General features: G+C 54.1%; 13 protein-coding genes. 7 read left to right on the forward strand and 6 right to left on the reverse strand.

Annotated elements, in window-relative coordinates; translation table 11 throughout:
* Positions 1–81: 81 nt before the first annotated feature.
* The 4 genes from ycaO to pflA all read left to right on the forward strand — a co-directional run bounded on the left by ycaO (position 82) and on the right by pflA (position 6,310).
* A complete protein-coding gene (gene ycaO / locus RCF31_RS06210) occupies positions 82–1,845 on the forward strand; it encodes a 30S ribosomal protein S12 methylthiotransferase accessory factor YcaO (RefSeq protein WP_416412838.1) in 1,764 nt (587 codons plus the stop codon).
* 353 nt (positions 1,846–2,198) lie between these two features.
* Positions 2,199–3,059: a formate transporter FocA gene (gene focA, locus RCF31_RS06215; protein ID WP_416412839.1), complete on the forward strand. Its 861-nt coding sequence runs from the start codon at positions 2,199–2,201 to the stop codon at positions 3,057–3,059.
* Between the two features lie 69 nt (positions 3,060–3,128).
* On the forward strand, positions 3,129–5,414 hold the full coding sequence (gene pflB / locus RCF31_RS06220; protein ID WP_416412840.1) for a formate C-acetyltransferase: 2,286 nt from the start codon (positions 3,129–3,131) through the stop codon (positions 5,412–5,414).
* Positions 5,415–5,569: 155 nt separating this feature from the next.
* On the forward strand, positions 5,570–6,310 hold the full coding sequence (gene pflA, locus RCF31_RS06225) for a pyruvate formate lyase 1-activating protein (RefSeq protein WP_416412842.1): 741 nt from the start codon (positions 5,570–5,572) through the stop codon (positions 6,308–6,310).
* Between the two features lie 41 nt (positions 6,311–6,351).
* Here the strand turns inward: pflA and RCF31_RS06230 are convergent, their stop codons facing one another.
* The 6 genes from RCF31_RS06230 to lrp form a co-directional block, all read right to left on the reverse strand.
* The gene (locus RCF31_RS06230) at positions 6,352–7,503 is read right to left on the reverse strand and encodes an MFS transporter (protein WP_208714504.1); all 1,152 of its coding nucleotides are present in this window, start codon (positions 7,501–7,503) and stop codon (positions 6,352–6,354) included.
* Positions 7,504–7,817: 314 nt separating this feature from the next.
* Positions 7,818–9,110, reverse strand: a complete 1,293-nt coding sequence (gene serS / locus RCF31_RS06235) for a serine--tRNA ligase (protein WP_299446201.1) — start codon at positions 9,108–9,110, stop codon at positions 7,818–7,820.
* Between the two features lie 93 nt (positions 9,111–9,203).
* A complete protein-coding gene (locus tag RCF31_RS06240) occupies positions 9,204–10,553 on the reverse strand; it encodes a replication-associated recombination protein A (protein WP_299446204.1) in 1,350 nt (449 codons plus the stop codon).
* Positions 10,554–10,560: 7 nt separating this feature from the next.
* Entirely contained in the window at positions 10,561–11,172 is a 612-nt protein-coding gene (gene lolA / locus RCF31_RS06245; protein WP_299446207.1) for an outer membrane lipoprotein chaperone LolA, read from the reverse strand.
* Between the two features lie 175 nt (positions 11,173–11,347).
* Positions 11,348–14,713, reverse strand: coding sequence for a DNA translocase FtsK 4TM domain-containing protein (locus RCF31_RS06250; RefSeq protein WP_416412844.1), 3,366 nt, complete (start codon positions 14,711–14,713; stop codon positions 11,348–11,350).
* Between the two features lie 119 nt (positions 14,714–14,832).
* Complete coding sequence (gene lrp, locus RCF31_RS06255; RefSeq protein WP_006118610.1) at positions 14,833–15,327, reverse strand: leucine-responsive transcriptional regulator Lrp; 495 nt, start codon at positions 15,325–15,327, stop codon at positions 14,833–14,835.
* A 523-nt stretch (positions 15,328–15,850) separates the two neighbouring features.
* Between lrp and trxB the strand changes: the two genes are divergently transcribed.
* From trxB to cydC, 3 genes are all read left to right on the forward strand, one after another.
* Positions 15,851–16,816: a thioredoxin-disulfide reductase gene (trxB, locus tag RCF31_RS06260; RefSeq protein WP_208714500.1), complete on the forward strand. Its 966-nt coding sequence runs from the start codon at positions 15,851–15,853 to the stop codon at positions 16,814–16,816.
* Between the two features lie 145 nt (positions 16,817–16,961).
* Positions 16,962–18,728, forward strand: a complete 1,767-nt coding sequence (cydD, locus tag RCF31_RS06265) for a heme ABC transporter permease/ATP-binding protein CydD (protein WP_416412845.1) — start codon at positions 16,962–16,964, stop codon at positions 18,726–18,728.
* Positions 18,728–20,458 (forward strand): heme ABC transporter ATP-binding protein/permease CydC, encoded by a 1,731-nt coding sequence (cydC, locus tag RCF31_RS06270; protein WP_416412846.1) that lies wholly within the window; start codon positions 18,728–18,730, stop codon positions 20,456–20,458. The genes cydD and cydC overlap by 1 nt, the downstream gene beginning before the upstream one ends.
* Positions 20,459–20,464: the final 6 nt, after the last annotated feature.

The raw sequence follows: 20,464 nt of genomic DNA on the forward strand, positions 1-20,464 counted from the left end.
TATGCGGGTATAGCGCTGGCCGCGCAAAACCCGTACTATTGCGCGCTTTACGCCCACCTCATTGACTTAGAGAGCGCCATCATGACGCAAACTTTTATTCCAGGTAAAGACGCCGCACTGGAAGACTCCATTTCACGCTTCCAGCACAAATTGCAGGATTTAGGATTCAACATCGAAGAAGCTTCGTGGCTGAACCCGGTTCCGCATGTATGGTCAGTACATATTCGCGATCGCGACTGCCCGCTGTGCTTTACCAACGGTAAAGGTGCCAGTAAAAAGGCAGCGCTGGCTTCCGCGCTGGGCGAATACTTCGAGCGCCTCTCAACCAACTACTTTTTTGCTGACTTCTGGCTGGGTGAATCCATCGCCAACGGCGAATTTGTTCACTACCCCAACGAGAAGTGGTTCGCGCTGCCAGATGACGATAGCCTGCCAGAAGGTATTCTCGACGCCCGTCTGCGCAAATTCTATGATCCTGACGATAGCCTGAGCGCCAGCGAACTGATCGATCTGCAATCCGGTAATGCGGAACGGGGTATTTGTGGCCTGCCCTTTACCCGTCAGTCGGATCAGCAAACGGTCTATATCCCGATGAATATTATCGGCAACCTGTATGTTTCAAACGGCATGTCAGCGGGTAATACCGCAAACGAAGCCCGCGTACAGGGTTTGTCAGAAGTTTTTGAGCGTCATATCAAAAACCGCATCATTGCTGAGTCCATTAGCCTGCCGGAAATTCCTGACGCAGTGATGCAGCGTTATCCTGGTGTGATCGAGGCCATCGCGCGCCTGGAAACAGAAGGCTTCCCGATCTTCGCCTATGATGCGTCACTCGGCGGTAACTATCCGGTTATTTGTGTCGTGTTGTTCAACCCGGAGAATGGCACCTGTTTCGCTTCTTTTGGTGCACATCCTGATTTTGGCGTCGCGCTGGAGCGTACCGTTACCGAACTGTTGCAGGGCCGCAGCCTGAAGGATCTCGACGTCTTCACTCCGCCAACCTTTGATGACGAAGAAGTGGCGGAACATGCCAACCTGGAAACCCACTTTATCGATTCCAGTGGTCTGATCTCCTGGGATATGTTCAAAGACGAAGCGGATTATCCGTTTGTTGACTGGAGCTTCGCCGGTACCACGCAGGAAGAATTTGACACCCTGATGGCGATTTTCCGCGCTGAAGATAAAGAAGTGTACATCGCGGACTACGAACATCTGAGCGTCTATGCCTGCCGCATCATCGTACCGGGCATGTCGGATATCTATCCGGCTGAAGACCTGCTGCTGGCCAACAATAGCATGGGCGCTCCGCTGCGTGAAACGCTGCTGGCACTGCCGGAAAGCCAGTGGGAACCTGAGGCCTATCTGGAGCTGATCACCCAGCTGGATGATGAAGGTCATGATGACTTCACCCGTGTGCGCGAACTGCTGGGTCTGGCAACCGGCAAAGATAACGGCTGGTATACGCTGCGTATTGGCGAACTGAAAGCCATGCTGGCACTGGCCGGTGGTGACCTGGATCAGGCGCTGATCTGGACGGAATGGACGATGGAATTCAACCAGTCCATCTTCAGCGCAGAGCGTGCTAACTACTACCGCTGCCTGCAAACGCTGTTGCTGCTGGCGATGGAAGATGAACGCGATCCTGTACAGTACCATCGTGCATTCATTCGTATGTATGGCGAAGCTGCCGTTGACGCTGCTTCTGCTGCCATCAGCGGTGAGGCACCTTTCCATGGCCTGCAGGCAGTAGACCTGGATTTAAAAGCCTTCCCGGCGCACCAATCCCTGCTTGCTGCCTATGAAAAATTGCAGGCTGCTAAACGGCGTTACTGGTCGGCAAAATAAATATCATTATTTTGCAATAAACACCGGCTAACGGATAAAAAGGCACTGAATGAAATCAGTGCCTTTTTTATAACCGTCGGCAACGGTTAATTTCTCGCCATCACTAAGTCACATTTTTGTATCCCTGCAGAGGCTCATCGATAACAATTTCGTATCATTCCAGATGTCACCTTCAACAATACCTGTATATTTTAAAAAATATTTAAACAAATAAATTCAATAAGTTATCTTAATTTTCTTCGTTAAAAATCACTTCAGGTTGCCTGGTCTCCAGGCAAATATGATCCACATCAATTCCTGACCTATACTCCTTTGTTAGTATTAATCCCAGATAATTCCTGGAGAGCGTTAGTGTGAAAACTGACAACCCGTTTAATTCATTATTACCGGCTGCAATGGCAAAGGTTGCTGAAGATGCCGGGGTCTACAAAGCAACAAAACACCCCCTAACCACCTTCTTTCTTGCCATTACCGCTGGCGTATTCATTTCTATCGCTTTTGTGTTCTATATCACCGCCACCACCGGCAGTGGTGCTATGCCTTATGGAATGGCAAAACTGATTGGCGGTATCTGCTTCTCTCTGGGATTGATGCTGGTGGTCGTTTGTGGTGCGGACCTCTTCACCTCAACCGTGCTGATTGTGGTGGCGAAAGCCAGTGGTCGTATCACTTGGGGCCAGCTGGCCCGTAACTGGCTGAATGTGTATGTCGGCAACCTGATCGGTGCGATATTTTTTGTGGTTCTTATCTGGCTCTCTGGTGAGCACATGGTTGCTAACGGTGCCTGGGGTCTGAATGTGCTGCAAACTGCCGACCATAAAATGCACCATACCTTTATTGAGGCAGTCAGCCTTGGCACCCTCGCCAACCTGATGGTCTGCCTGGCCGTGTGGATGAGTTATTCCGGCCGCAGTCTGCTGGACAAAATGATGGCAATGATTTTGCCGGTAGCCATGTTCGTTGCCAGCGGCTTTGAGCACAGCATTGCTAACATGTTTTTAATTCCGATGGCTATCGTCATCCGTGATTTCGCCAGCCCTGAGTTCTGGCAGATGGCGGGCGCCAGTGCATCACAATTCCCGGCGCTCAGTGTCGGTAACTTTATTGTCGACAACCTTATTCCTGTAACCATTGGCAACATCATAGGTGGTGGGTTGTTAGTCGGTTTGACCTACTGGGTTATCTATCTGCGTGGTGATGACCCGGTGCATTAAGCAAGAAATTAGTACGGGCGCGCATCGCGCGCTGAACGTCAAAGTCTCCCTAAATAAGGCAGGTATATCATGACCGAACTGAATGAAAAAATGGCGTCAGCCTGGGAAGGATTTAGCGCGGGCGAATGGCAGAACAATGTCAACGTACGCGACTTCATCCAGAAAAACTACACCCCCTATGAAGGCGACGAGTCATTCCTCGCAAGTGCAACTCCGGCAACCACTAAACTGTGGGATAACGTGCTGGAAGGCATCAAAATCGAAAACCGCACTCACGCACCTGTCGACTTTGATACCGACCTCGCTTCAACCATCACTGCGCACGATGCCGGTTACATCAACAAGTCACTGGAAAAAATCGTTGGTCTGCAAACTGAAGCGCCGCTGAAACGTGCCATTATTCCGTTTGGCGGCATCAAAATGGTGGAAGGCTCCTGTAAGGTTTATGGCCGCGAACTGGATCCATCACTGAAAAAAATCTTCACTGATTACCGTAAAACCCATAACCAGGGCGTGTTTGATGTCTATACCCCGGACATTCTGCGCTGCCGTAAATCCGGTGTTCTGACCGGTCTGCCGGATGCCTATGGTCGTGGTCGTATCATTGGTGACTATCGTCGTGTCGCACTTTACGGCATCGACTATCTGATGAAAGACAAAGTTGCACAGTTCAACTCTCTGCAAAGCGATATGGAAAACGGCGTCAATCTGGAAGCCACTATCCGTCTGCGTGAAGAAATTTCTGAACAGCATCGTGCGCTGGGTCAGATTAAAGAGATGGCAGCGAAATATGGTTGCGACATCTCTGTGCCTGCCACTAATGCGCAGGAAGCCGTACAGTGGACCTATTTTGGCTACCTGGCTGCGGTTAAATCACAGAACGGTGCCGCCATGTCGTTTGGCCGTGTGTCTACCTTCCTCGATGTGTACATTGAACGTGACATCAAAGCTGGCAAACTGACCGAAGATGAAGCTCAGGAACTGATTGACCATCTGGTCATGAAACTGCGTATGGTGCGTTTCCTGCGTACTCCGGAATACGATGAACTGTTTTCTGGTGACCCAATCTGGGCAACTGAGTCTCTGGCTGGTATGGGCGTTGATGGCCGTACTCTGGTGACCAAAAGCACCTTCCGTTTCCTGAACACGCTGTACACCATGGGTCCATCACCGGAACCTAACATGACCATTCTGTGGTCAGAAAAACTGCCGATTAACTTTAAAAAATACGCGGCCAAAGTTTCCATCGATACCTCATCACTGCAATATGAAAATGATGACCTGATGCGCCCTGACTTCAACAACGATGACTATGCCATCGCCTGTTGTGTTAGCCCGATGGTTATCGGTAAACAAATGCAGTTCTTCGGTGCCCGTGCTAACCTGGCAAAAACCCTGCTGTACGCAATCAACGGCGGCGTTGATGAAAAACTGAAAATGCAGGTTGGCCCGAAAGAAACGCCAATCACTGATGACGTGCTGGAATTCGATACCGTAATGGCGCGCATGGATCACTTCATGGACTGGCTGGCAAAACAGTATGTCACCGCCCTGAACATCATCCATTTCATGCACGACAAATACAGCTACGAAGCCTCACTGATGGCACTGCATGACCGCGATGTTTACCGTACTATGGCATGTGGTATCGCTGGTCTGTCTGTGGCTGCTGACTCCCTGTCAGCCATCAAATACGCCAAAGTGAAACCGGTGCGTGATGCTGACGGCCTGGCTGTTGATTTCGGAATCGAAGGTGAGTATCCGCAGTTCGGTAACAACGATGCCCGCGTCGATGACATGGCCTGTGACCTGGTTGAACGTTTCATGAAAAAAATTCAGAAACTGGCAACCTATCGCAACGCCGTACCGACTCAGTCTGTGCTGACCATTACCTCTAACGTGGTTTATGGTAAGAAAACCGGTAACACCCCGGATGGTCGTCGTGCCGGTGCACCGTTCGGACCGGGTGCTAACCCGATGCACGGACGTGACCAGAAAGGTGCAGTGGCTTCACTGACTTCCGTCGCGAAACTGCCGTTCGCCTACGCCAAAGATGGTATCTCTTATACCTTCTCCATCGTGCCGAATGCGCTGGGCAAAGACGACAACGTACGTAAAGCTAACCTTGCTGGCCTGATGGATGGTTACTTCCACCATGAAGCCAACACCATTGAGGGCGGCCAGCACCTGAACGTTAACGTGATGAACCGCGAAATGTTGCTGGATGCGATGGATCATCCGGAGAAATATCCGCAGCTGACCATCCGTGTTTCAGGTTACGCAGTACGTTTTAACTCGCTGACTAAAGAGCAGCAACAGGATGTGATTACCCGTACTTTCACCAAGTCCCTGTAATTCATTCCGGTAATAAAAGGCTCCTGCGGGAGCCTTTTCTCCAGGTCGTTTTGCCAGAAGGCTTATCTCAGGCACGCTGGCAAAACCGACTTAAACCTCAGAGCACAACAAAGATTGTGCCGCCTGATTTCAGGCTAACCGGAGAACTCATCGCAATGTCAACCATCGGTCGTATCCACTCCTTTGAATCCTGCGGCACCGTTGACGGCCCAGGCATCCGCTTTATTACCTTCTTCCAGGGCTGCCTGATGCGCTGCCTCTACTGCCACAATCGTGATACCTGGGATACTCACGGTGGTAAAGAGGTGACCGTTGAGGAGCTGATGAAAGATGTGCTGGCGTATCGGCACTTTATGAATGCCTCTGGCGGCGGTGTCACGGCATCCGGCGGCGAGGCTATCCTGCAGGCAGAGTTCGTGCGTGACTGGTTCCGCGCCTGTCGGGCCGAGGGAATAAATACCTGTCTGGATACCAATGGTTTTGTGCGTCGCTACGATCCGGTCATCGATGAGTTACTCGAAGTGACCGATCTGGTGATGCTCGACCTGAAACAAATCAATGACGATATTCATCAGATTCTGGTAGGTGTTTCCAACCACCGTACGCTGGATTTTGCCCACTATTTGCAGAAGAAAGGTATCCGCACATGGATTCGCTTTGTGGTGGTTCCCGGCTATTCCGATAATGACGATTCAGTCCATCGGCTGGGAGAATTTACCAAAGACATGGATAACATTGAAAAGATCGAACTGTTGCCTTACCACGAATTAGGTAAGCATAAATGGATCGCCATGGGTGAAGAGTACAAACTGGAAGGGGTAAAACCGCCCAGCAAAGAGACCATGGAACGGGTGAAGAATATTCTCACCGGCTATGGGCATCAGGTGATGTATTAAATCGTAGCGGCGCAGTCAATTGCGCCGCCACAACGTATGCTTTAGGCGTGGGCCACCGGCGTGGCATGATGATCCGCCTTACGCAGCAACATCACCAGATAAACCAGCGCGACCACTGCAATCATCACAAACAGCAGACGGTCAGAGTAGCTTTGCATCAGCATCGCCGTCATACCCGGCCCCACCAGGCTGCCAATGGTGTAGCTGAATAACAGCGCCTGGTTCATTGCCACCAGTTCATGATGCGGGACCGTTTCACACGCCCAGGACATTGCCACCGGATACAGCGTAAATCCCGCCAGACCCAACACGAACAACGCCGGAGCCATGGCGGCATCGCTGAGCATGGCAATCGCGCCCAGAATCACCACAAATACCTGAACACGCAGCACCAGCAGACGACCGAAGCGGTCGGCCAGACGGCCAACCGGCCACTGCCCCACAATGCCTGAACTCACCAGCAACGCCATCCAGTACCCGACAGTCGCATCGCTCATGCCCTGATGAGCAAGATACAGCGGCATCAGGCCGTAAAGTGAACCCAGCACAATACCGGAAATAATGCAGCCGTTAATACCGAGGCGGGAGCTGCGGCGACGCAACATTGGCCAGATGCGACCCGGTGAAGCGTCTTCGCTGGCAGCACCGGCATTGACGCGCACAAACACCACCGGCAGCACCGCACACAACACCAGCGCCGTGACCCACGGAATGACATGCAGCAGTTCGGTCGATACCCGGCTGACCAGCAATTGTCCGGCAACGGTGCCAAGATAATAAATGATCATATACGCAGCCAGCAGCTGGCCGCGATTGCGCACCGTGCCACTGCACAACAAGGCGCTTTCAACCACTACCCACATCAGCGCACAGCCAACACCAGCGACAAAACGCAGCAAAGTCCAGCTGTAGAAACCATCCAACAGTACCATCCCCACCGTCGCAACGGCAAACAGCACGGTCGCCAGATAGTAACAACGGTTAAAACCGTAATGCGTGATCAACCAGCCAGCGAGCAGAGTGCCTGCCAGGTTACCGGTATAATACGATGAACTGACCATCCCCACCTGCCAGGTCGGCAGTTGATCATGCGTCAGCCATAACGGCACCAGCGTATTAAGCACAGCAATAGACACCGTCAGAAGCAGCAAACCGCAAAGCAGCAGCAGGACGGGGCGCGACCAGGTTGACATAGGGATAAAAACCAAAGAATTGGAGAGAATTGCGCGCAGTTTGCCATTCGCTATTTTAAAGTCAATGTGCAAAAAAAAGCCGCCGCACATTTTGCTGCTGAACAATTTAATTTTTTTATCTTCAGTTAGTTAGAGTACGAAAGAACATTCTCTACCGTTTGGCTATCTCTATGAATTTGCATATTTTTAGGCAACAGAGGCGGGATAGTATCGATAACGTTTATTTCTGATTAATCCGCGGCAAAGATTAAACCGCTTTGTACTTCAGAAATAAAAAAACCCGGCATAACCGGGTTTTTAAATACAGCGGAAGATTAACCAATAAATTCAATGCCGCCCATATAAGGACGCAGAACTTCAGGCACTTCAATACGACCATCCGCCTGCTGGTAGTTTTCCAGCACCGCAACCAGCGTACGACCTACCGCCAGGCCAGAACCGTTCAGGGTATGGACCAGACGAGGTTTCTTTTCTGTCTTACTGCGGCAACGTGCCTGCATACGACGCGCCTGGAAATCCCACATATTGGAGCAGGAGGAGATCTCACGGTAGGTATTCTGAGCCGGTAACCACACTTCGAGATCATAGGTTTTGGTGGAACCAAAGCCCATATCACCGGTGCACAGCAGCACTTTACGGTATGGCAGATTCAGCAGTTGCAGCACTTTCTCGGCATGACCGACCAGTTCTTCCAGCGCCTGCATGGAGGTTTCCGGTGCCACAATCTGCACCATCTCCACTTTGTCGAACTGGTGCATACGGATCAAACCACGCGTATCACGGCCATAAGAACCCGCTTCAGAACGGAAGCATGGCGTATGTGCAGTCAGTTTAAGCGGCAGGTTTTCTTCTTCGACGATTTCATCGCGGACCAGGTTGGTCAGCGGCACTTCCGCCGTCGGAATCAGCGCGTAGTTGCTGCTGCCCGCTTCTTCATCCAGCGGTTTGGTATGGAACAGGTCTCCACCAAACTTCGGCAGCTGACCAGTGCCATACAGCGTGTCCTGGTTAACCAGGTAAGGCACATAGGTCTCCAGATAACCGTGCTGCTGGGTATGCAGATCAAGCATAAACTGGCTCAGGGCGCGATGCAGACGGGCAATCTGACCCTGCATGACCACAAAACGTGAGCCGGTCAGTTTCACCGCCGACGCGAAATCTAATCCTTTCGCCTGCTCACCTAGCTCCACATGATCTTTGACCTGGAAATCAAACTTGCGTGGTTCACCCCAGCGTGCAACTTCGAGGTTTTCGGTGTCATCTTTACCCAGCGGGACTTCGTCTGCCGGCAGGTTTGGCAGTGCCAGCGCAAAATCACGGATTTCGTTCTGCAGGGCATCCAGTTCTGCTTTAGCAGCATCCAGGCGTTCGCCCAGCGCGTTCACTTCCTGACGCAGCGGCTCGATGTCTTCCCCACGGGCTTTGGCCTGACCGATGGATTTGGATCGGGAGTTACGCTCAGCCTGCAGATTTTCAGTTTCGACCTGCAATACTTTACGACGCTCTTCATGGGAGCGCAGCGTTTCCAAATCCAGTTTAAATCCCCGGCGTGCCAGTTTTTCTGCGACTGCGTCTGGCTCGTTACGCAGCAGATTGGGATCGAGCATGCTTATCCTGTGTAATTAAGGTTGATTGAACGAATGAAGGGATGCATCCCTCTGGAATGCATTGAATTCCTTGCTCACCTTACCGTAACGTCTTTAGGAGCGGTAGCGTTTTATCGGGCTATTTTGATCCTGTTCAGCCAGCCAGGCGAGTTTTTCGCCAATTTTCCCTTCAAGCCCACGGTTGGTGGGATGATAGTAGCGTGTTTGTGCCATTTCCGGTGGGAAGTAAACTTCACCTGCGGCGAACGCATTCGGTTCGTCATGGGCGTAGCGATACTCTTTACCCAGCCCCATCTCTTTCATCAACCTGGTGGGTGCGTTGCGCAGATGCTCAGGAACATCGTAATCAGGGAACTCACGCGCATCATGCATCGCCGCTTTGAAGGCGGTATAGACAGCATTACTTTTGGGCGCACTCGCCAGATAAACAATGGCCTGGGCGATGGCCCGCTCGCCTTCGGCTGGTCCTACGCGGGTAAAACAATCCCAGGCAGCAATCGCCACCTGCATCCCACGTGGATCGGCATTACCGACATCCTCTGAGGCGATCGCCAGCAGGCGACGCGCCACATACAGCGGATCGCCACCGGCGGTGATAATCCGCGCATACCAATACAATGCCGCATCCGGCGCGGAACCCCGTACCGACTTATGCAAGGCGGAAATCAGATCATAAAAACGGTCGCCTTTATTATCAAAGCGCGCAGCCCGCTCACCCGAGACCTCATTAAGTAGCTGTGGCGTCAGCTCGCGTTGGCCCTGAGCATTGATCTCCGCCATATCGGACATCATCTCCAGCGTGTTCAGCGCCCGACGTGCATCACCATTCACCAGCTCGGCAATCATGCGCCGGGTATTGTCCGGCAGCAAAATGTCGCTGTTGCCATAGCCTCGTTCCTTGTCCTGCATTGCCTGCTGCAGAACCTGCTCAATATCCGCCGTGGTTAACGATTTCAGCAGATAGACACGCGCCCGCGACAGTAGCGCCGAGTTCAGTTCAAACGAGGGGTTTTCCGTGGTGGCACCAATAAAGGTGATGGTGCCATCTTCGATATGCGGTAAAAACGCATCCTGCTGGCTTTTATTAAAGCGATGCACCTCATCCACGAACAGGATAGTGCGACGACCGACCTGACGATTTTGCCGGGCACGTTCAATCGCTTCGCGAATCTCTTTCACCCCGGAGGTCACCGCAGAGATACGCTCGACATCGGCTTTGCCGTAATGTCCGATAATCTCTGCCAGTGTCGTTTTCCCCGTCCCTGGCGGCCCCCACAGAATCATCGAATGCAGATGGCCCGCTTCAATCGCGCGCGGCAGCGGTTTACCGGGTGCCAGTAAATGTTGCTGACCGATGTATTGCTGCAACGTCACCGGCCGCATACGCGCGGCCAGTGGCTGAAATTCATTACTGGAGGAGAAATCCAGGGAAAGGTTACTCACCGTGACCTCACTGACGTTGATCGTCTACCGTTACCCCTTTAGGCGGCGTAAAGGTGAATTTGTCCGGGCTGATAGCACCATTGGTCTGGCTTTTCAGCTGATAGCTGCTGCGCTGGCCATCCTGCTCAATTGCACTGAACTGATTAATAGTGCCTGACGGCGTTACCGTAATGGTGAATTGCTTGAGATTACCGTCGCTGCTTTTTGGCGTCAGCTCAAAATTATCGCCCTGCTGCTTAATGTTATATTGCTTCCAGTCACTCGGCTGGTTACGGGCAATCAGCATAAACGGCGTGTTGCTGGTGGCATTCTTCAACCAGCTGGCACTGACCTGTTCCACAAAGGGATTATAGAACCACAGCGTTTTACCATCGGAAATGATCACGCTCTCATCCGGAGCCGTCATATGCCAGTTAAACAGGCTCGGACGTTTGACCCACAGTTCGCCTTCTCCATCCTGCACATTCGCACCGCTACCATCGGTGACTTTCTGGCTGAAACTGGCATGGAAGCTGCTCACTTTATTCAGACGCTGCTGCAAATCACTGGACGCATCCGCCAGCACGGAAGCAGAAAGAAAAGAGGCCAGCAGACCACAGGCAATAACGCGTAATTTCATCTGATTCGATTCCTTATTCATTGTTTCCCGACACTTACTGCATAAAACGTAGTTGCCGCACTGTCTGTTCGACAGGAGAAAAAGCCGAAAACTCCCGTTGATATGGGGATCGACTGCCAGATAAACAATGGGCCAGTAAATACTGGCCCGGGATTAACGTTGGTACTACATAGAGTTACATCTCATGCGGTGGTGGCGACAGCACCTCACGGTTACCGTTATGTCCGGGTTCGGACACAATGCCCTGCGCTTCCATCTGTTCGATAATGCGCGCAGCACGGTTATAACCGATACGGAACTGGCGCTGGACACCCGAGATCGAGGCACGGCGTTTCTCCACCACAAAAGCCACCGCCTGATCGAACAGCGGATCCAGCTCTTCGTCACCTTCCAGACCAGCCCCACCACCTTCACTCTCTTCGCCCGCGGTAATGCTATCGATATACTGCGGTCGTCCACGCGCTTTCCAGTCCTGCACGACGGCATGCACTTCCTGGTCGCGCACAAACGCGCCGTGGACACGCATCGGCAGCGACGAGTTAGGCGGCATATACAGCATGTCACCCATCCCCAGCAGCGATTCCGCACCGCCCTGATCGAGGATGGTACGCGAGTCAATTTTACTCGATACGGTAAAGGCGATACGTGTCGGGATGTTAGCTTTGATTAACCCGGTAATCACATCCACCGACGGACGCTGGGTTGCCAGCACTAAGTGGATGCCTGCCGCACGCGCTTTCTGAGCCAGACGGGCTATCAGTTCTTCCACTTTCTTGCCAACCGCCATCATCAGGTCAGCAAATTCATCGACCATCACCACGATGTAAGGCAGTTTTTCCAGAACCGGAGGCGTGATATCCATGCTGTCGCCCGGTTTCCAGAACGGATCGGGAATCGGACGCCCCATCGCTTCAGCCTGCTCGACTTTTTCGTTGTAACCGGCAAGGTTACGCACGCCAAGCGCCGACATCAGCTTATAACGCCGTTCCATCTCACCCACACTCCAGCGCAACGCATTGGCGGCGTCTTTCATGTCGGTGACCACTTCCGTCAGCAGATGCGGAATGCCTTCGTATACGGAAAGCTCCAGCATTTTCGGGTCGATCATGATAAAGCGCACTTCTTCTGGCGTGGCTTTATACAGCATGCTGATAATCATGGCGTTAACGCCGACGGATTTACCCGAACCGGTAGTACCGGCTACCAGCAAATGCGGCATTTTAGCCAGATCGGCCACCACCGGCTGGCCGGCAATGTCTTTCCCCAGCACCACCGCCAGCGGCGAAGGATTGTCACGGAATTTGGCACAATCCAGCACTTCGCGCAGATAAACCGTCTGGCGATGTTTGTTCGGCAGTTCCAGACCCACATAGGGCTTGCCAGGAATCACTTCCACCACACGCACTGCCACAGCGGAAAGCGAACGGGCCAGATCGCGCGACAGGTTGGAGATACGCGCGGCTTTAACGCCCGGAGCCAAATCCAGTTCAAAACGGGTGATGACCGGACCCGGAGAGATCCCCACCACTTCCGCTTTGACGCGATAATCCGCCAGACGGGCTTCCACCAGACGCGCCGTCTGCTCCAGCGCAAACATATCCACCGGTTCCTCTTCCGCTGGCGGCTGCGTCAGCAGATCGAGGGTCGGCAGCGGCGTAGAAGGACGCTCCAGCGGCTGTTCATGGCGAACCAGGAACGGATGGAACAAGCTATCCTGCACCGGTTTCGCGGGTTGCTCTTCCACAGTGGGTTCAGGCTCAGCAGCGGACCACGGGCTGCTTTCCTCATCAAAGGAAGTCTCCACCTGTGGCTGCGGCGCAACCGGTTGTTGCCACTGTGTAGGCGCAGGAACTTCGGGTTCCGGTGTCGCCGCGATGGTGAACAACGGCTCAGCCGGGCTGTCATCCACCAGATCTTTCATCGGTGAGAAATCAAACGCTGACGAGGTATCGAGGTTAAATACCGGTCCGTCATCAGGCTCAGGCGCTTTTTCTTCCCCATAACGCTGTTGCTGCTGCTCAGCAAACTGGCGCGCCAGCTGTGCCTGTTGCAACGCTTCTTCGTCTTCCGCTGCGGCTTCCGTGTGCCAGCTTTCGCCATAACGCTGCTGTTGCTGTGACTGGAAAGCATCACGCAACTGCGCCTGCTGCAAAGCTTCTGCATCATCAGCCGCAAGCTGATCCAGCACAGGTGACGACACCGGCTGCTCTGTCTCTCTGGCTTTCTCTTCCGCCATCCGCTGCGACGGCAGTTTGATACCATAGGATGCCAGTTCACGTCGTGTCGGCAGTTTCACCGGATTCGGACGTGGCAGTTCCGGGCCAATACCCTGTTTAACCTGCGGATTGTAATCACGCTCCGGCACCACATCGAACGCTGGCATGTAAGGCGCACTGGATGATGCGGCCTTGACAGCTCCGGCAGCCAGGGCGGCGCTGGCCGTGGTGTTCAGCGCTGACGGGACCTGCGCAGCATCCTGCCAGTTACCCATCTGTGGACCATCATCGTCATCCACCGGGGAGAATGCGGGTGTCTCAGCAGGAACCTCAAACCGATACAACGGCGGCTGAGGTGCTGCGACGGGGACTACCGGAGCAGGCTGCGTCGGCTGTACGGGTTGCGTCACAGGCTGCGGCGCAGCTGTTTCTGCTGGCTGGAGCGGAGCCGCTGGCGCAACCTGCGGCTCCTGCAAAGCGGCTTCACTGCTCACGGCAATGGCGGCAGCCGTCGCGGCACTGGCTTTTGCCAGCAACGGATCATCCTGCACATCGGCCAGTGGCGCTTCATTCACCTTACGGGGTTTAGCCAGCAGCACATCATCGTCATCAGACGCAGCGGCACGCAGCGGCGGAACAACGTCATCCGCCTGCTGACGTTCATCTTCGTCCTCATACTCATCATCTTCCTGCCAGGGTTCATCATGACGGGAGCGATTGCTGGCAAACGTCAGCACCCCCATCACCACGCCACCAATTCTTTCGGCAATCGTCAGCCATGACCATCCGGTATACAGCGTAATGCCCGCAGCCCACACGCACAGCAGCGTTAAGGTACCGCCTGCCGAGCTGAACCAGGGTGCCATGGCGTTGCTGATCAGACTGCCGATCACGCCACCGGAGGCGAAATACCAGATATCGTCAGCATTCAGTGCCGCCAGACCACAGGTGGTGACCACCAGCGCCAGCACACCAATCAGACGTAGCCCAACGGCAAAGTAGTCGATGTAGTCGTGGCGATCGCGCTGACGGAAGGTTATCCAGCATAAGCCGATGATCACCGGAGGAATGGCATAGGCCATCACGCCGAAGATAAACAGCAAGGTATCAGCCAGCCATGCCCCCACGCTGCCACCCAAATTATGGATAGGCTCGTGCCAGGCCGTCTGCGACCAACTGGGATCGGAAGGGTTAAAACTGACCAAAGAAACCATCAGATAGATGGCGAATAAGGCCACAAGGATGAGCAACGCTTCAAGCAGCCGACGTCCGCTGCTCAGCGGTTGTAATGAAACGTCTTTGTCTTCTGTATATTCCTGGCTCAAGAGAACTCTCCAGGTGCCTGTAAATTAAGAAGGCAACAGCGTCGGGCACGCCCGACGCTGGTCCTGTATGAATTCACAGGAGTGTACCGAAATCCTGCAAGTTTTGCACCTGCCCTGCGTTAACGGGTTTTGATCACCAGACGATTGCTCTGTTTGACCTCTTCCATTACCACATAGGTGCGGGTGTCGTTCACGCCTGGCAGGCGCAGCAAGGTTTCGCCCAACAGTTTACGATACGCTGACATATCCGGCACACGGGTTTTCAGCAGATAGTCAAAGTCACCGGAAACGAGGTGACACTCTTGAGTTTCCTCAAGTTTTTGCACGGCGGCGTTAAATTGCTCAAACACATCGGGCGCGCCACGATTCAGAGTAATCTCAACAAACACCAGCAGTGAAGCATCGAGATAATGCGGGTTGAGTTGTGCAGTGTAACCAAGAATGAAACCCTGACGTTCCAGGCGGCGAACACGCTCAAGACACGGCGTCGGCGATAAGCCCACACGTTTCGAAAGCTCAACATTGGAAATACGACCATCCTTTTGCAATTCGTTGAGGATGTTGCGGTCGATTCGGTCCAGATCTTTTCCGGGGCGCTTCTTATTGTCTACCATTATTATTGTCTCTCTTAATTCCTTCCCTTAACCTGCCACACCCTGAAAACGTTCATTGTTCAGGGCCTTACTCGAAGTGAAGACCATAAGCCTGTGCAGTAATGCGACCATCCGTATGACGCATGTTGTCTGTCCACATCATGCGTCATTACCAATGTCAGGCTGAGTTTATTTGGCGAAACAAACCAAAACAGGCATGAAATTCTGTTTCGAATCGCTAAATCTTCTCTGCTTCTGATAATGTTTTCGCAAATGCGCAGGCGATTGTCAAAGTAAAACATCCAAATTCAGTACAAGATGCCATACAGAGTGCTGGGTTCCTGTTTTCTAATGAGATTTTTTATACAGCTGCACCACAAATTACCGAGCATTGCCCCCTTTTGGCGCAATCGGCGTGCAGAATCACCACTCATCGTCTACGCCGCTTGCAGCGATTGTTAACAAAATCGCTCAAGACTTTTTTTGCGCCGGTAATTTCCCTACAATCATTCGCTATGTTGTCAGACAAGAAACTGAGGAACACATGAGTACGGCCAAACACAGTAAGCTGCTCATTCTGGGCTCCGGCCCTGCCGGTTACACTGCGGCAGTCTATGCCGCACGCGCCAACCTGAATCCGGTCTTGATTACCGGTCTGGAAAAAGGTGGTCAGCTCACCACCACCACTGAAGTGGAAAACTGGCCGGGCGACCCGCACGATCTGACAGGTCCATCGCTGATGGAACGTATGCATGAGCATGCGGAGAAGTTCAACACCGAGATCATTTTCGATCATATTCACACCGTTGATTTGCAGAACCGTCCGTTCCGCCTGACCGGTGACAGCGGCGAATACACCGCGGACGCACTGATCATCGCCACCGGTGCTTCTGCCCGTTACCTTGGCCTGCCTTCTGAAGAAGCGTTTAAAGGCAAAGGCGTATCGGCCTGCGCCACCTGTGACGGTTTCTTCTACCGCAACCAGAAAGTCGCGGTAATTGGCGGGGGTAACACCGCCGTGGAAGAAGCGCTGTACCTGGCGAATATCGCTGCTGAAGTTCACCTGATTCACCGCCGTGACAACTTCCGCGCCGAGAAGATCCTTATCGATCGTCTGATGGAAAAAGTGCGCAACGGTAATATCGTGTTGCATACCGATCGCACCCTGGATGAAGTGGTGGGTGATCAGATGGGTGTGACCGGTCTGAAACTGCTGTCAACCAAAGGTGAAGAGCCAGAATCGCTGGAAGTTGCCGGTCTGTTCGTCGCTATCGGCCATAGCCCTAACACGGCGATCTTCGAAGGTCAGCTGGCGCTGGAAAATGGTTACATCAAAGTTCAGTCTGGTCTGCACGGCAACGCCACCCAGACCAGCATCCCGGGCGTCTTTGCCGCCGGTGACGTCATGGACCATATCTATCGTCAGGCGATCACCTCCGCCGGTACCGGTTGTATGGCAGCGCTGGATGCTGAACGTTACCTTGATGGTCTGGTTAAAAACGATAAGTAAGTTGTTAATAACTTGATCATAATTGCCGGAGGCGACCTGTTTTGGTCGCCTTTTTTATTACCTGCGTGCTACAGTTCATGCGCCTGACCTTGCAGAGGTTTTCCCCTCTCCACGGCTTCTAATCTGGATCATCGAACGGCTTCGCATGAACAAATCGCGGCAACAGGAACTTATCCGCTGGCTTCGCCAGCAACGTCATCACGGTGCACGCAGCCTGCGTCTGGTTTCTCTGCTGGGCTTTGCCAGCGCCCTGGTGATCATTGCCCAGGCATGGCTGCTCGCCACGCTGTTACAGGCGCTGATCATCACTCATCTACCCCGCGCTGAACTTATCAGCCAGTTTGCCCTGCTGCTGCTGTGTTTTGTACTGCGCGCCGCACTGAACTATGGCCGTGAGATGGCTGGTCAGCGCGCGGGGATGGCGATCCGCCGGGCGCTGCGGCAGCAGGTGTTGGACCGACTGAATGCGCTGGGTCCGGCCTGGATTCAGGGTAAACCCGCCGGCAGCTGGGCGACGCTACTGCTGGAGCAGATTGAGGAGATGCAGGAATATTACGCCCGATATCTGCCGCAAATGTCGCTGGCGGTTTTTATTCCCTGCGCCATTCTGGTGGCGATTTTCCCGATTAACTGGGCAGCCGGATTGATTTTGCTGGTCACCGCCCCGCTCATTCCGCTGTTTATGGCGATGGTCGGTATGGGCGCTGCCGATGCCAACCGACGTAATTTCCTCGCGCTGGCCAGACTCAGCGGGGATTTTTACGATCGCCTGCGTGGCCGCGAAACGCTGCGCCTGTTTGATCGTGCCAGTGCCGAACAACAGGCCATCAGCCGTACCACCACCGATTTTCGTCAACGCACCATGGAAGTGTTACGTCTGGCCTTCCTCTCGTCAGCGGTGCTGGAGTTTTTCGCTTCACTGGCGATTGCCGTAGTGGCGGTGTATTTCGGCTTCTCCTACCTTGGCGAGCTGAATTTTGGTCATTACCACAGCGGCGTCACGTTGTTTGCCGGTTTCCTTGCGTTAATCCTCGCCCCGGAATTCTTCCAGCCGCTGCGTGATTTAGGCACCTTTTACCATGCTAAAGCCCAGGCCGTGGGCGGGGCAGATGCACTGGATCGTTTTCTTCAGGACAGCCCCGACACACCCGCATCAGCAGGCGCAGCAGTCACGTTTTCCGCGCCTCTTGAGCTGGAAGCCTGCGATCTGGTGGTGATGACCGCCCGCGGCGAAGCGCTATCTCAGCCGCTGACCTTCAGCCTCGCAGCAGAAAAACGCGTGGCGCTGGTAGGGCAAAGTGGCGCGGGCAAAACTGCCCTGATGAATGTGTTGCTCGGCTTTCTGCCTTATGCGGGATCGCTGAAAATCAACGGTACGGAGTTGCATGACATCGATCGCGCCAGCTGGCAGCAACAACTGGCCTGGGTGGGGCAAAACCCGCACTTACCTGCTGCCACTCTGCGTGAAAACGTGTTGATGGGACGCAGCGTCACTGAGGCAGAGCTGGAGCGCACGCTGGATGATGCTGGCGTCGCGGAATTTCTGCCACGGCTGCCCCAGGGGCTGGATACGCCTCTCGGTGATAGCGCGACAGGCTTATCCGTCGGCCAGGCTCAGCGTGTGGCGGTGGCCCGTGCGCTGCTGAAACCGGCGCAACTGCTGTTGCTGGATGAGCCGGGATCAGGACTGGATAGTCAGAGCGAACAACGGGTGATGGCGGCCCTGAAACAAGCCGCGACACGACAAACCACCCTAATGATTACCCATCAGCTCAGCGACCTCGCCAGCTGGGATGAAATCTGGGTGATGCAAGACGGTCAGTTGGTGCAGCAAGGTCACTGGCAACAGCTGCATCAGCAGGAAGGGCCATTACGCGAGATGGTGCAGCATCGTCAGAAGGAGATTGCCTGATGCAAAGCCTGATGCCTTTTTTACGTTTGTGGCGACGTCATCCGTGGCGTCTTGGCCTGGGAATGGTGCTGGCGATTGCCACCCTGCTGGCGAGCATTGGTTTGCTGACCCTGTCCGGCTGGTTCCTGGCTGCCTCTTCGGTGGCGGGCGTTGCCGGTCTGTACACCTTCAACTATATGTTACCCGCCGCCGGAGTACGAGGTGCAGCGATCATTCGCACCGCAGCGCGTTATTTCGAACGTCTGGTCAGCCACGATGCCACCTTCCGCGTGCTGCAACATTTACGCGTCTTCACCTTCAGCAAATTAATCGCGCTGGCCCCACAACAGCTGGCGCAGTTTCGCCAGGGGGACCTGCTCAACCGTTTTGTTGGCGATGTCGATACGCTTGATCACCTTTATTTGCGCGTGATCTCACCGCTGGTGGGGGCTGCTGTGGTGATCGTTGCTGTGACCCTCGGCTTAGCCTGGCTGGATGTGCCGCTGGCGCTATTGCTTGGCGGCATCATGCTGGCAACGCTGTTAGTGATGCCGCCGCTGTTCTGGCGTTTTGGCGCCAGTGCGGGCCAGCAGATCGCGCAGCATCAGGCTAACTGGCGTTTACAACTCACGAACTGGCTCACCGGACTGGCTGAACTGCAAATCTATGGCGCGGCCGCGCGCTGGCGGGCACAGCTTGATAGTGAGGAGATCGACTGGCAACAGGCCCAGCGCAAGCAACATCGTTTGCAGGCTGTGGCGCAAAGTCTGTTGTTACTGATTACCGGTGTCACCGTGACGCTGCTGCTGTGGATTGCGGCTGCCGGTGTCGGCGGGGACAGCGCCCCAGGGGCATTTCTCGCCCTGTTCGTCTTTTGTGGCCTGGCGGCGTTTGAAGCGCTGGCTCCGGTTGCCGGAGCATTTTTGCCGCTCACGCAGGTCACCAGCGCGGCACAACGGGTGCAGGAAATTATCGATCAACCTCCGGCTATTCGTTTTCCAGCAGCCAGGGTCAACACGCCAGCGGGCATTAGCCTGACGCTGGAAAATATTCAGTTCAGCTACCCGCAGCGTCCGGAAGCCGTGCTGCATAACTTTTCCCTGAGCCTACAGACGGGTGAACACCTGGCGTTGCTTGGGCCTACCGGATGCGGCAAATCCAGCCTGCTGGCATTGATCACCCGCGGCTGGGAGGCGCAGCAGGGTAGCATCGCGCTGAACGGGATCCCGCTGGCGAACTGGGACGAAACCTCGCTGCGCCAGCGCATCAGCGTCGTCACGCAGCGGGTTCATCTGTTCAGTCAGACGTTACGGGATAACCTGTTGCTGGCCTGCCCCGCTGCCAGTGATCAAGAACTTACCGCCGCCCTGCATCAGGTGGGGCTTAGCCATCTGGCTGAACACAGCGAGGGGCTGAATGCCTGGATGGGAGAAGGTGGTCGTCCCCTTTCCGGTGGCGAGATGCGCCGTCTGGCGATTGCACGGGCCTTGCTGCACGGTGGAGACCTCTGGCTGCTTGATGAGCCAACCGAAGGGCTGGATGCCACCACCGAACAGCAAATTCTGATGCTGTTGCAGCAAGTCACCCAGGGGAAAACACTGATAATGGTGACACATCGCCTGAGTGGGCTGGCGCAAATGGACCGCATTTGTGTAATGGATCAGGGACAGATTATTGAATCTGGTTCTCATGACGAATTAATCTCAAAAGAAGGACGTTACTGGCGTTTCCACCAACGCTTTGCGCTATAGTCTTAG

This window comes from Pantoea sp. App145, assembly GCF_047947045.1.
Lineage (GTDB): Bacteria > Pseudomonadota > Gammaproteobacteria > Enterobacterales > Enterobacteriaceae > Pantoea.

Bases quoted from the DNA above. Each gene is read 5' to 3' on its own strand.
- ycaO (WP_416412838.1), top strand. From the start codon at position 82: ATGACGCAAACTTTTATTCCAGGTAAAGACGCCGCACTGGAAGACTCC.
- pflB (WP_416412840.1), top strand. From the start codon at position 3,129: ATGACCGAACTGAATGAAAAAATGGCGTCAGCCTGGGAAGGATTTAGC.
- pflA (WP_416412842.1), top strand. From the start codon at position 5,570: ATGTCAACCATCGGTCGTATCCACTCCTTTGAATCCTGCGGCACCGTT.
- RCF31_RS06230 (WP_208714504.1), bottom strand. From the start codon at position 7,503: ATGTCAACCTGGTCGCGCCCCGTCCTGCTGCTGCTTTGCGGTTTGCTG.
- serS (WP_299446201.1), bottom strand. From the start codon at position 9,110: ATGCTCGATCCCAATCTGCTGCGTAACGAGCCAGACGCAGTCGCAGAA.
- lolA (WP_299446207.1), bottom strand. From the start codon at position 11,172: ATGAAATTACGCGTTATTGCCTGTGGTCTGCTGGCCTCTTTTCTTTCT.
- lrp (WP_006118610.1), bottom strand. From the start codon at position 15,327: ATGGTAGACAATAAGAAGCGCCCCGGAAAAGATCTGGACCGAATCGAC.
- trxB (WP_208714500.1), top strand. From the start codon at position 15,851: ATGAGTACGGCCAAACACAGTAAGCTGCTCATTCTGGGCTCCGGCCCT.
- cydD (WP_416412845.1), top strand. From the start codon at position 16,962: ATGAACAAATCGCGGCAACAGGAACTTATCCGCTGGCTTCGCCAGCAA.
- cydC (WP_416412846.1), top strand. From the start codon at position 18,728: ATGCAAAGCCTGATGCCTTTTTTACGTTTGTGGCGACGTCATCCGTGG.